The organism is Pseudomonas sp. SLBN-26, from assembly GCF_006715895.1.
GTDB classification, from domain to species: Bacteria; Pseudomonadota; Gammaproteobacteria; order Pseudomonadales; family Pseudomonadaceae; genus Metapseudomonas; species Metapseudomonas otitidis.
In genome coordinates this window covers 2,860,918-2,874,069 of the sequence record NZ_VFOB01000001.1, presented here as the reverse complement: position 1 = coordinate 2,874,069, position 13,152 = coordinate 2,860,918, and the positions used below count along the sequence as shown (strand labels likewise).

Here is a 13,152-nt window from a genome sequence, read left to right as displayed (position 1 = left end):
GGCTCAGGGAATCGGTTGGCCCGAGTCGCGCTCCTTCACCGCCTGGGCGAAGCCCACCTCCTCGCAGCGCGCCTTGAAACGCACACCTTCCGGGCTGTGGCGGGTGATGCCATCGAAGAGTGTGGCGAACATCTGCGTGGTCTCCAGGCCCATGTTGTGAAAGGCCTGGTTGATCATCAGCTTCTGCATCATCAGCTGGTTCCTGGGGATGCCCTGCATGCGTGCGGTCAGCGCTTCCACCGCCGCGTCCAGCTCGGTCAGGGGCACGCTCTGGTAGACCAGTCCCAGGCGCTGAGCCTCGCGGCCGTCGATGAGGTCACCGGTGAGGAGCATGCGCTTGGCCTTCTCCGGGCCCAGGCGGTAGACCCACATGGCGGTGGTCGGGCAGCCCCAGACCCGCGCCGGCGGGTAGCCGATCACCGCTTCGTCGGCCATCAGGATCAGGTCGCAGCACAGGGCGATGTCGCTGCCGCCGGCCACCGCCGGGCCGTGCACCTTGGCGATCACTGGCTTGTAGCTGCGGAACAGGCTCATGAAGTGCTCGGTGTTCTTCTTCATCAGCGCGTAGTCGACCATCGGGTCCCAGGGCATTTCCTGGCTGCCGTAGATGCCGCGCGGGTTCTCGGCGAAGAACTTCAGGTCGTAGCCGCTGCAGAAGCCGCGCCCGGCACCGGTGAGGACGATGACGTGCACCGCGTCGTCGGCATTGGCGCGCAGCACGGCGGCTTCCAGGTCGGCGGGCAGGCGGTCGTCGATGGCGTTGAGCCGCTCGGGGCGGTTCAGGGTGAGGGTGGCGATGCGGCCGTCGACCGCGTAGTGGACGGTGGAATCGGTCATGGAAGCGCTCCGTTGTTTTTTGTTGGATCGGGGCTTGGCGTGTCAGGATAAATAAGTAAACTGAATTCACTTTTTCTGTCCACTGCTTTATCGAGAGCCCCATGACCGATCTTTCCCCCAAGGCCCAGAGAACCCGTGCCAGCCTGCTGGACGCCGCCCGCGACGAATTGCTGGAGCTCGGCGGCGGCCTGGAAGTGGGACGGGTGGCGGAGCGGGCCGGCGTCTCGGTGGGGCTGATCTACCGCTATTTCGCCTCCCGCGCCGGGCTGCTGGCAGCGGTGGCGGAGGACTTCCATGACCGCTACCAGGCCGAGGTGATGGCTGCCGACCCGCTGCCCGGCGCCGAGGACTGGTGCAGCCGTGAGGAGCAGCGGGTGCGCCGTGCGGTGGAGTTCGTCTACGCCGAGCCCCTGGCACCGCTGCTGCTGGTGAGCCTGGCGCGTGAGCCCGAAGTGGCGGCGCTGGAGGCCCGGCGCATCACCGAGAACGTACGCCAGGGCGCCGACAACATCCGCCGGGGCCAGGCCGCCGGGCAGTTGAACGCCAGCCTCGACCCGGAGCTGGTCTCGGCGATGATCCTCGGCGGCATGCACCAGGCCCTGCTGGAGGCGCTTGGCCGCTCGCCGCGTCCGCCGGCCGACCAGCTGTCGCGGCAGCTCTGGCATTTCATCCGTGGTGCCCTGGCGCCACTCCAGCCGACATGACCCCAACAACAAGAAGAGGCAGGCATGCAGCACGCGACCCAGGTTGAATTGCTGAGGAAGGCATTGGCGCTGGCCGAACAGGGCGTTTCCGATTGCCTGGAGATGCCCTCGTCCCTCACGGTGGACAGCTACCTCGACGAGGCGCGCCATCGGCGTGAGCGGGACGAGGTCTTGCGCCGCGAGCCACTGCTGGTGGCGCGCTCCAGCGAGGTGACGGCGGGTCGCTTCATCACCCGCGACCTGCTGGCGCCATTGCTGCTGGTGCGTGACGAAGCGGGGGCGTTGCGCGGTTTCCTCAACGTCTGCAAGCACCGTGGCACGCAACTGGTGGCCGAGCCGGAAGGGGCCAACCGGGTGTTCGTCTGCCCCTATCACGCCTGGGCCTACAACCCCGATGGGCAACTGCGTGGCATTCCCCACGGCTATGGTTTCGAGGGGATCGACCGGGGCTGCCTGAACCTCACCGAGGTGCCGGTGGCCGAACGCTTCGGCGCCATCTGGGCGCGGCACTCGCCGGGCCCTGCGCTGGACATGGATGCCTTCTTCGGACCGGAGATACTCGCCGATTTCGACAGCTTCGCCCTGGATGACCACGTGATCTTCGACCCGCGCGACATCCGCCGGCCGGTGAACTGGAAGCTGACCATCGACACCTTCCTGGAGAACTACCACGTCGCCAAGGCACACCAGGCCACCATCGACCACCTGTTCTGGCCCAACCTCGGGCTGTTCGAGCGCTTCGGCCGGCATATCCGCAACTACTACGTGAAGCGCAACCTGCGCGAGGTGCTGGCGCAGCCCGAGTCCGAGTGGGACCTGCGCCGCCACGGCAACCTGCTGTACTTCCTCTGGCCCAACACCCTGATGCTGGTTGAGCCGGACCACATCGACTTCTCCAGCGTATTCCCCGATGGCCCGCTGGCCACCCGTGTGCTGGGCTACAACCTGCTGCTGGAGGAGCCGGCGACGGACAAGGCCCGGCGCTATTTCGAGAGGAACAACGAGATCCTCTATTCCGCCCTGGAGGAAGACTTCGCCCTGGCCGCGCGGGTACAGGAAGGCATCCGCGCCGGCGCCAGCGACCGCCTCTGGCATGGGCGCTACGAGCAGGCATTGCGCTGGTTTCACCAAGGCCTGGACGAGGTGCTGGGGGATTCCCGCGTCGATGTGCTGGGCGGGGAGGGTTCGCCCGGGGGCTCACCGAGGCCCTGATCATCGTATTGCTGGTTCTCCTGGGGCAGGCACCGGCCCCATGGCGGTGGCTATCATGGGCGGCCTGATCGTCGCCACGGCGCTGACGCTGCTGTTCCTGCCGGCGCTCTACGCGGCCTGGTTCAGGGTCAAGTCGGCCGAGCGGGCCTGATCAGGAAATGAGAACGGGGGCTTCGGCCCCCGTTTTGCAAACCGCTGAATGCTGCGAGTGACGGGGTGGATTTTCCACTTGCTGTCGAAGGAGGTTTTCGATTTGAACAAGGGATTTTTTCTCTGGATAGGCCTGCTGTCCGCCGTGTTCTGGAGTCAGGGGGCCGCCGCTTATGAACTGCAGTGCCCGACTTATGTAGATGTGGAGTCACCAGGCGTCGTAGCAGCGCCGGAAGGATGGGTGGCGAAGTCGAGGCGCAACAAGCTCAGGGTAGAGGGGCTGGGACTCGTTCTGGGGCCTCCGGAAGAGCTAGCGGATCTAAAGCTCGAGCCTTTCCTGCTGGGCGGCAAGGAGCGAGATGGTTGGGGAGAACTCAATGGCCTGATCGATAACGAGTTAGGGTTGTGGCTGGTCTGCCGCTATTCAGGGGACTATGTGGTCCTGACGAAGAAAATCGACCGCCCTGTTCAGGGGTGCTGGATAGAGGAAGACGTCCGTACTGGACCCCACGCTTACACCCTGTATTGCGAACCTGCCGAATCACCTGGTGATACCGGCACGGGGCAATAGCCTGGGCAGGTCAGCCAGGCGCCCGCCTGGTTGTCGAAACGTCATGAAAAAGGCCGCGCGTACCGGTACGGGCGGCCTTTTTCGTGGCGGTGGGATCAGTCGTCGATCCAGCCGCCCATTTCCTTCCAGCGGTTGACGATGCCGCAGAACAGCTCGGCCGTCTTCTCGGTGTCGTAGCGTGCCGAGTGTGCCTCGCGGCCATCGAATTCGATGCCGGCGGCCTGGCAGGCCTTGGCCAGCACCGTCTGGCCGTAGGCCAGGCCCGCCAGGGTGGCGGTGTCGAAGCTGGAGAAGGGGTGGAAGGGGTTGCGCTTGATGCCGGTGCGGTTCACGGCGGCATTCAGGAAGCCCAGGTCGAAGCTGCTGTTGTGCCCCACGAGGATGGCGCGCTTGCAGCCATGTGCCTTGATGGACTTGCGCAGGCCCCGGAAGATCTCGCCCAGGGCATGTTCCTCGGTCACGGCCATGCGCAGCGGGTGGTCCAGCTTGATCCCGGTGAACTCCAGGGCGGCCTGTTCGATGTTGGCGCCCTCGAAGGGCTCGACCCGGAAGAAGTGCGTGTGGTCCGGGTAGAGGAAGCCGCCTTCATCCATCGAGATGGTGGTGGCGGCGATCTCCAGCAGGGCGTCGGTGGCGCAGTTGAAACCACCGGTCTCCACGTCCACCACCACCGGCAGGTAGCCACGGAAGCGTGCCGCCATCGGGTGGCGCGGGCCGGACGGCAGGCTGCCGTCGAGTTCGTCGTCGAAGAATTCCTCGCTCACGCCTGGCCCTCCAGCAGTCGCCAACGCAGGGTTTCACCCGCGCGCAGGGGCACCACGCTGTTGTCGCCCAGGGGCAGGGTGGCCGGAGCGGTCCAGTCCTCGCGTACCAGGGTGATGGTGTCGGTGTTGCGCGGCAGGCCGTAGAAATCGGGGCCGTGGTGGCTGGCAAAGGCTTCCAGCTTGTCCAGGGCGTTGCGCTGCTCGAAGGCCTCGGCGTACAGCTCGATGGCCGCGTACGCGGTGTAGCAGCCGGCGCAGCCGCAGGCGGCTTCCTTGGCGTGCTGGGCGTGGGGCGCGGAGTCGGTGCCGAGGAAGAATTGCGGGCTGCCGCTGGTGGCGGCGTCCAGCAGGGCTTCCTGGTGCACGTTGCGCTTGAGGATCGGCAGGCAATAGAAGTGCGGGCGGATGCCGCCCACCAGCATGTGGTTGCGGTTGTACAGCAGGTGGTGGGCGGTGATGGTGGCGCCCACGTTGCTGGAGGCCGAGCGCACGAACTGCACGGCGTCACCGGTGGTGATGTGCTCGAACACCACCTTCAGGGTGGGGAAGCGCTCGACGACGCGCACCAGGTGCTCGTCGATGAAGGCCTTCTCGCGGTCGAACACGTCGATCTCGCTGCGGGTCACTTCGCCGTGCACCAGCAGCAGCATGCCGACTTCGGCCATGGCTTCCAGCACCGGGAAGATGGCGTCGATGCGCGTCACCCCGGAATCGGAGTTGGTGGTGGCGCCTGCCGGGTAGAGCTTGGCGGCGTGGACGAAACCGCTGGCCTTGGCGGCGCGGATGTCCTCGGGGCGGGTGCGGTCGGTGAGGTACAGCACCATCAGCGGTTCGAACCCGCTGCCGGCCGGACGGGCGGCGAGGATGCGCTGGCGGTAAGCGTCGGCTTCCACGGCGTTGCGCACCGGGGGCACCAGGTTGGGCATGATGATGGCGCGGCCGAAGGTGCGCGCGGCATCGGCCACGGTGTGGGCCAGCACGGCGCCATCACGCAGGTGGATGTGCCAGTCGTCGGGACGCAGCAGGGTCAGGCGGTCGGACATGGGGGGATTCCAGGCGGGTGAAACTCGGCGTGCATGCTACCGGAAAAGCCCGGCCGGGGCACGGGCGGCGCTTCAGGCCCGAGGGCGCCGAACGGCGCTTAAGTTTTCCGCCTTCGCACCGATAGCCCTTGTGAACCTGACGTCTTTCCCCGGAGCCAGCCGTGCGCGCTTTTCCCATCGCCCTGCTCAGCCTCATTGCCCTGCCGGCCATGGCCATCACCTTCCAGACCCGCCTGGAGAAGGTGGAGTGGAAGGTGGAAGGGGACAAGTTCGAGTGCCGCCTGTCGCAGCCGATCACCGACTTCGGCAGCGGCGAGTTCGTCCGCCGTGCCGGCGAGCAGGTCACCTTCCGCCTCAAGCCCAACGAACGCTGGATGGGCGGCGGCCAGGCGACTTTGCTGGCGGCGGCGGCGCCCTGGCAGCCCGGGCGCGGCGACATCAACCTCGGTGCCGTGGCGGTGGGCAACGGCGAAGTGCCGTTCAACAGCAACCAGTTGCAGGGCGGGCGCCTGCTCACCGGCCTGCTGGAGGGGCGCAGCCCGCTGGTGCGCCACCGCACCCAGCAGGGCGGGGACGCCCTGGAGGTGCGCTTGCTGCCGGTGCATTTCAACAAGGCCTACAACGACTACCTGGCCTGCACCGCCAAGCTGCTGCCGGTGAACTTCGATCAGGTGAAGAAGCTGGAGCTGGGCTTTCCCGGCGGCGGCGTGGCGCTGGACCCGATGGCCCGCGCCAAGCTGGAGATCGTCCTCGACTACATGAAGGCCGACCCGGCGGTGAACCATATCGAGATCGACGGCCACTCCGACAACGCCGGCAACCGCCTGACCAACCGCGACCTGTCGCGGCGCCGGGCGCTGGCGGTGTTCGACTACTTCAAGGCCAATGGCGTGCCGGAGTCGCAGATGGTGATGCGCTTCCACGGCGAGCGCTATCCGCTGGTGCCCAACACCAACGAGGCCAACCGGGCGAAGAACCGCCGGGTCGCCGTGGCCCTGTCCAAGGAGCCGGAGGCCCCCCCGGCGGAAAACCCAGCCGCCGCACCGGCCACCGAGCCGGCACCGGCGGCGGCCCCTGCCGCACCCTCCACGGCGCCTGCCGTGCCCCCGACCGCCAGCCCGGCGCCTGCCAAGCCGGCGTCCGCCTCCTGAGCGGCGCCGGATCGAAAGAATCTGTCGCCTGGTCGTCATTGCCTGTCGCGCCACTGTAATTTGGCCGCCAGGGTCAGTAGAATCCCCGGTTTTCGTACAACCCCGTGGAGTTGATGGCATGGCGGACGTGAAGAAGGTTGTCCTGGCTTATTCCGGTGGCCTGGACACCTCGGTGATCCTGAAGTGGCTGCAAGATACCTATAACTGCGAAGTGGTGACCTTCACCGCCGACCTCGGCCAGGGCGAGGAGGTCGAGCCGGCCCGTGCCAAGGCCCAGGCCATGGGCGTCAAGGAAATCTACATCGATGACCTGCGCGAAGAGTTCGTCCGCGACTTCGTGTTCCCGATGTTCCGCGCCAACACCATCTACGAAGGCGAGTACCTGCTGGGCACCTCCATCGCCCGCCCGCTGATCGCCAAGCGCCTGATCGAGATCGCCAACGAGACCGGCGCCGACGCCATCTCCCACGGTGCCACCGGCAAGGGCAACGATCAGGTCCGCTTCGAGCTGGGCGCCTACGCGCTGAAGCCGGGCGTCAAGGTCATCGCCCCCTGGCGCGAGTGGGACCTGCTGTCCCGCGAGAAGCTGATGGACTACGCCGAGAAGCATGGCATCCCGATCGAGCGCCACGGCAAGAAGAAGTCCCCGTACTCCATGGACGCCAACCTGCTGCACATCTCCTATGAGGGCGGCGTGCTGGAAGACACCTGGACCGAGCACGAAGAGGACATGTGGCGCTGGACCAAGTCCCCGGAAGCTGCACCGAACACCCCGACCTACATCGAGCTGACCTACCGCGCCGGTGACATCGTCGCCATCGACGGCAAGGACATGACCCCGGCCCAGGTGCTGACCGAGCTGAACCGCATCGGTGGCGAGAACGGCATCGGCCGCCTCGACATCGTCGAGAACCGCTACGTCGGCATGAAGTCCCGCGGCTGCTACGAGACCCCCGGCGGCACCATCATGCTCAAGGCCCACCGCGCCATCGAGTCCATCACCCTGGACCGCGAAGTGGCCCACCTGAAAGACGAGCTGATGCCCAAGTACGCCAGCCTCATCTACACCGGCTACTGGTGGAGCCCCGAGCGCCTGATGCTGCAGCAGATGATCGACGCCTCCCAGGCCAACGTGAATGGCGTGGTACGCCTGAAGCTGTACAAGGGCAACGTCATCGTCGTGGGCCGCAAGTCCGACGACTCGCTGTTCGACGCCAACATCGCCACCTTCGAAGAAGATGGCGGCGCGTACAACCAGGCGGACGCGGCGGGCTTCATCAAGCTCAACGCCCTGCGCATGCGCATCGCCGCCGGCAAGGGCCGCAAGCTGTTCTGATAAGCTGAGCGCCCCGTGCCAAAAGGAACCCCGGCCACGAGCCGGGGTTCTGCTTTTATGAGCCCTGATCGGGCAACCAAGAGGAATCCCTGATGAGACTGCTGCATACCATGCTGCGCGTCGGCGATCTGGACAAATCCATCGCCTTCTACACCGAAGTCCTGGGCATGACCCTGCTGCGTCGCAAGGACTACCCGGACGGCCAGTTCACCCTGGCGTTCGTCGGCTACGGCGACGAGGCCCACAACAGCGTGATCGAGCTGACCCACAACTGGGGCGTGGACAAGTACGAGCTGGGCACCGGCTACGGCCACATCGCCCTGGAAGTGGCGGACGTCTACAAGGCCTGCGAGGACATCCGCGCCCGTGGCGGCAAGGTCACCCGCGAGCCGGGGCCGATGAAGCACGGCACCAGCATCCTGGCCTTCGTCGAGGACCCGGACGGCTACAAGATCGAGTTGCTGTCGCCTTCGCGCAACGACTGACAAAAAAGCCCGGCAGATGCCGGGCTTTTTTTGGCGCGGACGGGCTCAGAGCACGCCGAACACCTTCTTCGCCAGGCTGGTGGCGGCACCGGCCGGGTTCTGGCGGATGCTCGCTTCCTGCTCGGCGATCATCTTGAACAGGCCATCCAGCGCCTCTTCGGTCACGTAGCTCTCGATGTTGGCGCTCTTGGCGTCCACCACGCCGAAGCTCGCGGCCTGGCCGGCGAAGCTGTTGTACTGCTGCGCCAGGCCGACCTGGTCGGTGGCCTTCTTCACGATGGGCAGGAACTTGGCACGCAGTTGCTCGCGGCTGGTCTTGTTCAGGTACTGGGTGGCGGAGTCCTGCGGGCCGGTGAGGATGCCCTTGGCGTCCTGCACGGTCATCTTCTTCACCGCGTCCACCAGCAGGGCCTGGGCCTGCGGTACCGCGGCCTCGGCGGCCTTGTTCATGCTGGTTTCCAGCTGCTCCACCTGGTCGCCCATGCCCATCATCTTCATGGTCTTGGCGGCCTTGCCCAGCTTGCCGGGCAGTTCGATGCGCACCTCGGGGTTGTTGCTGAAGCCGCCCGGCTTGCCGAGCTGCTGCACGGCGACCTTGGCGCCTTGGGTGAGGGCATCCTTCAGGCCGCCGGCGGCGTCCTGCTGGCTGAGGTCGCTGAGGGAGAGGGCGAAGGCGTTGACGGAGAGGGCCAGGCCGGCGACCAGGGCAGTGAGTCGGAACATGAGGGCTTCCTTGGGCTGGTGGAGTTCGGATCAGCGAACCGGGTCGACCCGGATGCGCAGGGGCTGCGGGTCGGTGCCGTCGAGTTTAACCGAGTGGCGTTCGCTGCTGATGAACATCAGCTTGCCGTCGAGCTCAATGCGCGCCGCCACGGCGTACTGGTGGCCGCTCTGCAGGTTGGCCGGGTCGTAGCTGAGCTGGAAGGCCAGGGGCACCTGGCCCTCGATGCGGCCCTGCTGGTGAGCCAGTTCGCGGGCGGGGGCATCCGCCAGAGAGACGTCCACCAGGGTGACCCGCAGGGTTGCATCCGGCGGCAGGGCCATGCGCTGCAGGTAGTACACCTCGCCTTCGAGCTGGGCCATCGAGGCCGTTTGCGGGGTGGTGCAGGCGCCGAGCAGCAGGCTGGCGAAGAGCAGGGGCAAGGTTCTTTTCATGAGTACATTCCGTGATTGGACCCCACACACTATAGAGCGTCGGGGCAGACCGGGCTGGCGGCATCGCCGGTTCAGTCATCGACCACCGGCAGGGCCTTGCCGATGGCGCCCAGCGTGTTGTTCACGTGGACGTTCTCGTTGACGGTGCGCATCAGCCGGCGAAGGCGCTCCTTGGCGGCCACCAGCTTCTCGATCTGCACATCCAGCTCCGCAGCGCGACGATCGAGGGCGGCTTCGTGCTCGGCCAGACGCGTGCGGCGCTGCTCCTGTTCGTCCTGGCGCGCCTGGAGCTGGGCCTCCAGTGCCTGCAGACGGGCTTCCTGTGCCTGCAGCTCGCGCTCGCGCTCGGCCAGTCCCGGGTCTGGCTGAAGGGGGCTGCTGTCCGGCTGGCGGCGGGTGAACACGCCGGCCATCTCCACCAGGGTGTTGAGGGTGGCCTGCACCTCCCTGAGCATCTGTTCGCTGCGGCTGGCGTTGTGGGGCACCGGGGCTGGGTGCTCGGGCGCGTCTGCTGCCTGCCGGGGCTCCACCGTCGCCACTGGCGAGTCGTGCAGGGGGGATTCGTAGGGCTGGTAGGGCAGCGGATGGGCCGAGTAGAAGGGCGCGCCGATGTTGTCGCTGCTGCGGCAGGCCAGCAGTGTCTGGATGGCGCCGGGGCCGAGGGTCAGCGGGTGGTGCTGTTCCATGCAGGTGGGGTGCGGGGTGAGGGGCGGGCCCAGGCGTTCGATGCGGATGAAGTGGTAGGCGGTGGCCGCATCGCGATTCCCGCGCGCGCCTTCGATGATCTGGCGCAACGCCCGGCGGGCGACCTGGCAGGCGCGCTCGTCCAGGCTGCTCAACTGGTATCCCCCCTCGGCCAGGGGCGCCAGGGCGGCGAGGTAGACCCAGGACGTGCCCTGGGGCCCGGCTTCATTGAGGGTGTAGACGAGGACGTTGGCTTCGATCTCGGGGATGGCGAGGCTGCACAGCACGGCGGCGTTGAACGCCTCCCGCTGGCCGTTCTCGACGGTGATGGTTCTCAGCAGCATGGGGGTTCCCTGGGTGAAGAGGGCAGAAGGACGCGCGAATGCGCAGCCGCCATGGTACTGAGGGCCGGACAGGCAGCCCCTCGGGGGATTCTGTCCGGCTTGTAGGGCATTTCTTCTAGTGGGCGAAGCAGAAAGCGGGCGGCCGAAGCCGCCCGCCTGGATCAGGAGGCTTCGGCTTGCGGCTCGTCCTGGGGGGCTTCGTCCGTCTGGCGCTCCAGTGCCACCTGGCGGATGGAGAGACGGATCTCGGCGGTGAGCACGCGCTTGGCCGCGCCCTCGGCCAGGTCGCCCAGCTCGGGGTGGTAGCTGAGCTTGCCGGCTTCGCCCTGGCGCAGCACGCGCTGGTCCAGCAGGGTCTGGATGAAGTGGCGGAACAGCGTCTTGTCGAAGAACTCCGGGGCGTTGAGGCCATGGAGGATCGACAGGCGCTGGGCCATGACGGTGCACAGGTTCTCCAGCTCCTCGGCGGTGAGCTGGTTCTGCCCGGCATTGAGCAGCAGGGCGATGGCCATGTAGAAGCGCTGCAGCGTCTGGGCGATGGCGCGGGACATCAGCGTCAGCAGCACGAACTGCCGCGAGCTGGGCGCCGGGCGCACGTACACGTCGTTCTCCACCTTCAGCAGCCCCTGCTCGACGAAGGCGGCCAGCCACTGGTCCACCACCGCGTCCAGCTCGTCCAGGTTCCAGCGGATGAACAGCTCGGCCTGCAGGTACGGGTATAGGGCGCGGGTGTAGCGCAGGATCTGCTCGCGGCTGCTGCGTCCGCTGCTCTGGAAGAAGCTGGCCAGCAGCCCCGGCAGGGCGAAGATGTGCAGCACGTTGTTGCGGTAGTAGGTCATCAGGACGGCGTTCTGCTCGTCCAGGTAGAGGATCTTGCCCAGGGCGTCCTTCTGCTCGGCCAGCAGGTCCATGCTCTGCACGTACTGGATCAGCGCCTGGCCGTCGCCTTCCGGCAGGGTGGCGTGGGGCGAGTAGGGCACCGCGCGCAGCAGGGCCAGGTACAGGTCCAGGACGCGGGTCAGCGCACGTTCGTCCAGCGCCAGGCGGCTGGTGGACAGCAGCGCCAGGGCCACCAGGTTGACCGGGTTGATCGCCGCCGCGTCGTTGAGGTGGCGGGCGATGCGCACGGCCAGGCGGTTGGTGGTGTCGTTGAGCCAGGCCGGGCGGAACTGCGGTCCCAGTTCCTGGGCGCGCCAGTCCGGTTGCTGCTGGTCGAGGAACTCCGCCAGCTTGATCGGCTCGCCGAAGTTCACCGCGACGCTGCCGAAACGCAGCTTCAGGGCGCCGATGACCTTGAAGATGTCGAAGATCGACTCCTTCTTCTTGCTCGCGCCGCGCAGCTCGCCCAGGTAGGTGCGGCCTTCCAGCACGCGCTCGTAGCCGATGTACACCGGGACGAAGACGATGGGCAGGCGCGAGGAGCGCAGGAAGCTGCGCAGGGTGATGGCGAGCATGCCGGTCTTCGGGTGCAGCATGCGCCCGGTGCGCGAGCGCCCGCCCTCGACGAAGTACTCCACCGGGAAGCCACGGCTGAACAGGGTGTGCAGGTACTCGTTGAACACCGAGGTGTAGAGCGGGTTGCCCTTGAAGGTACGGCGCATGAAAAAGGCGCCGCCACGGCGCAGCAGGCCGCCGATCACCGGCATGTTGAGGTTGATGCCGGCGGCGATGTGCGGCGGCGTCAGGCCGTTGCGGAACAGCAGGTAGGACAGCAGCAGGTAGTCGATGTGGCTGCGGTGGCAGGGCACGTAGATCACTTCGTGACCCTGGGCGATGTCCTGCACGCCCTCGATGTGGTTGACCTTGATGCCCTCGTAGAGCTTGTTCCAGAACCAGCTCAGCACCACTTCGAGGAAGCGGATCGCCGTGTAGGCGAAGTCGGAGGCGATCTCGTTGCCGTACTTCAGCGCCTGGGCCTCGGCCTTGGCCGGGCTGATCTTCTCGCGCTCGGCTTCCTCGGCGATGGCCTGGCGCACCAGCGGCGCATGCACCAGCCCTTTCACCAGGTTGCGGCGGTGGGAGAGGTCGGGGCCGATCACGGCGGTCTTCTGGTTGCGGAAGTGCACCCGCAGGATGCGCTGCACCATGCGCTGGGTGCGCTCCGGCCCCTTGCCCTGGGCGATCAGCTCGCGCAGGTGGATGGGGGCGGAGAACTGCACACGGGTCTTGCGCCCGAGGATGAGGATGCTGACCAGCTTGCGCAGGCGCCCGGTCACGGCCCAGCTGTCGGCGAACAGCAGCTTCCAGGGGCTGGTCTCGCGGTCCGGGGACTGGCCCCAGAACACCGTCACCGGGATGATCTGCGCGTCATCCACCGCGTGCTGCTGGATGGCGTCCAGCACCCGCACCAGGGTCGGCGAGGTGCCGCGCTTGTCCTGCCCGCCGAACCAGCCCGGCTCCGGGGTCAGGTAGAAGAAGGCGGCCGGCTCCAGGCTGTCGCCCACTGCCACGGGCAGCACCGGGCGCGGCAGGCCGGCCTTGGTGCATTCCCGGTCCACCACCGCCAGGTCGCTGGCCGAGGGTTGCTGCAGCACGTAGAGCACGGGCTTGCTGCGGTCGAGCTTGAGGGTGAAGGCGGACTGGTTGATGGTTTCCGAGCGCACCCACAGGTAGAGGAGGCGGCGCAGGGTGCCGAAGGCCAGGCGGCGGAACGGGGAACGGGTCATACGGGCGTCGTGGTGTGGAACGAGCGTGTGCTCGGGGCGGCTAGTGTGCC

The 13,152-nt window shown here is 67.0% G+C and carries 13 protein-coding genes and 1 pseudogene; 7 read left to right on the top strand and 7 right to left on the bottom strand.

Annotation, left to right across the window (positions count from 1 at the left end):
* Positions 1–3 precede the first annotated feature (3 nt).
* On the bottom strand, positions 4–837 hold the full coding sequence (locus FBY21_RS13175; RefSeq protein ID WP_142011538.1) for a crotonase/enoyl-CoA hydratase family protein: 834 nt from the start codon (positions 835–837) through the stop codon (positions 4–6).
* A gap of 101 nt (positions 838–938) precedes the next feature.
* Here FBY21_RS13175 and FBY21_RS13170 point away from each other — a divergent pair, with 101 nt between their 5' ends.
* The 4 genes and pseudogenes from FBY21_RS13170 (at position 939) to FBY21_RS13155 (ending at position 3,474) form a co-directional block, all read left to right on the top strand.
* Positions 939–1,541 (top strand): TetR/AcrR family transcriptional regulator, encoded by a 603-nt coding sequence (locus tag FBY21_RS13170; protein WP_044413205.1) that lies wholly within the window; start codon positions 939–941, stop codon positions 1,539–1,541.
* A gap of 24 nt (positions 1,542–1,565) precedes the next feature.
* Positions 1,566–2,753, top strand: a complete 1,188-nt coding sequence (locus FBY21_RS13165; RefSeq protein ID WP_142011536.1) for an aromatic ring-hydroxylating oxygenase subunit alpha — start codon at positions 1,566–1,568, stop codon at positions 2,751–2,753.
* 34 nt (positions 2,754–2,787) lie between these two features.
* Positions 2,788–2,904 (top strand): annotated as a pseudogene (locus FBY21_RS29580) (hypothetical protein); the annotation flags it as partial.
* Positions 2,905–2,982: 78 nt separating this feature from the next.
* Positions 2,983–3,474 carry an STY0301 family protein gene (locus FBY21_RS13155; protein WP_142011531.1) on the top strand — a complete coding sequence of 164 codons (492 nt, stop codon included), beginning with the start codon at positions 2,983–2,985 and terminating at the stop codon, positions 3,472–3,474.
* Between the two features lie 95 nt (positions 3,475–3,569).
* Here the strand turns inward: FBY21_RS13155 and rnt are convergent, their stop codons facing one another.
* Both rnt and pyrC read right to left on the bottom strand, forming a co-directional pair.
* Entirely contained in the window at positions 3,570–4,238 is a 669-nt protein-coding gene (gene rnt, locus FBY21_RS13150) for a ribonuclease T (protein WP_069561313.1), read from the bottom strand.
* Entirely contained in the window at positions 4,235–5,281 is a 1,047-nt protein-coding gene (pyrC, locus tag FBY21_RS13145) for a dihydroorotase (protein ID WP_142011528.1), read from the bottom strand. Before pyrC ends, rnt begins: the two co-directional genes overlap by 4 nt.
* A gap of 161 nt (positions 5,282–5,442) precedes the next feature.
* On the opposite strand from pyrC, the gene FBY21_RS13140 reads away from it, so the two are divergent.
* The 3 genes from FBY21_RS13140 (at position 5,443) to gloA (ending at position 8,253) form a co-directional block, all read left to right on the top strand.
* Positions 5,443–6,432, top strand: coding sequence for a flagellar protein MotY (locus tag FBY21_RS13140; protein WP_074969243.1), 990 nt, complete (start codon positions 5,443–5,445; stop codon positions 6,430–6,432).
* 118 nt (positions 6,433–6,550) lie between these two features.
* A complete protein-coding gene (locus tag FBY21_RS13135) occupies positions 6,551–7,768 on the top strand; it encodes an argininosuccinate synthase (RefSeq protein ID WP_044413221.1) in 1,218 nt (405 codons plus the stop codon).
* 92 nt (positions 7,769–7,860) lie between these two features.
* Positions 7,861–8,253, top strand: coding sequence for a lactoylglutathione lyase (gene gloA / locus FBY21_RS13130; RefSeq protein WP_044413224.1), 393 nt, complete (start codon positions 7,861–7,863; stop codon positions 8,251–8,253).
* 45 nt (positions 8,254–8,298) lie between these two features.
* Here gloA and FBY21_RS13125 read toward each other — a convergent pair whose 3' ends face one another.
* The 4 genes from FBY21_RS13125 to plsB all read right to left on the bottom strand — a co-directional run bounded on the left by FBY21_RS13125 (position 8,299) and on the right by plsB (position 13,102).
* On the bottom strand, positions 8,299–8,976 hold the full coding sequence (locus FBY21_RS13125) for a DUF4197 domain-containing protein (protein ID WP_044413226.1): 678 nt from the start codon (positions 8,974–8,976) through the stop codon (positions 8,299–8,301).
* A gap of 30 nt (positions 8,977–9,006) precedes the next feature.
* Positions 9,007–9,408, bottom strand: coding sequence for a YbaY family lipoprotein (locus tag FBY21_RS13120; RefSeq protein WP_044413229.1), 402 nt, complete (start codon positions 9,406–9,408; stop codon positions 9,007–9,009).
* Positions 9,409–9,479: 71 nt separating this feature from the next.
* Complete coding sequence (locus tag FBY21_RS13115; RefSeq protein ID WP_142011525.1) at positions 9,480–10,436, bottom strand: hypothetical protein; 957 nt, start codon at positions 10,434–10,436, stop codon at positions 9,480–9,482.
* A 161-nt stretch (positions 10,437–10,597) separates the two neighbouring features.
* Positions 10,598–13,102, bottom strand: coding sequence for a glycerol-3-phosphate 1-O-acyltransferase PlsB (gene plsB / locus FBY21_RS13110; protein WP_142011519.1), 2,505 nt, complete (start codon positions 13,100–13,102; stop codon positions 10,598–10,600).
* Between the last annotated feature and the right edge of the window lie 50 nt (positions 13,103–13,152).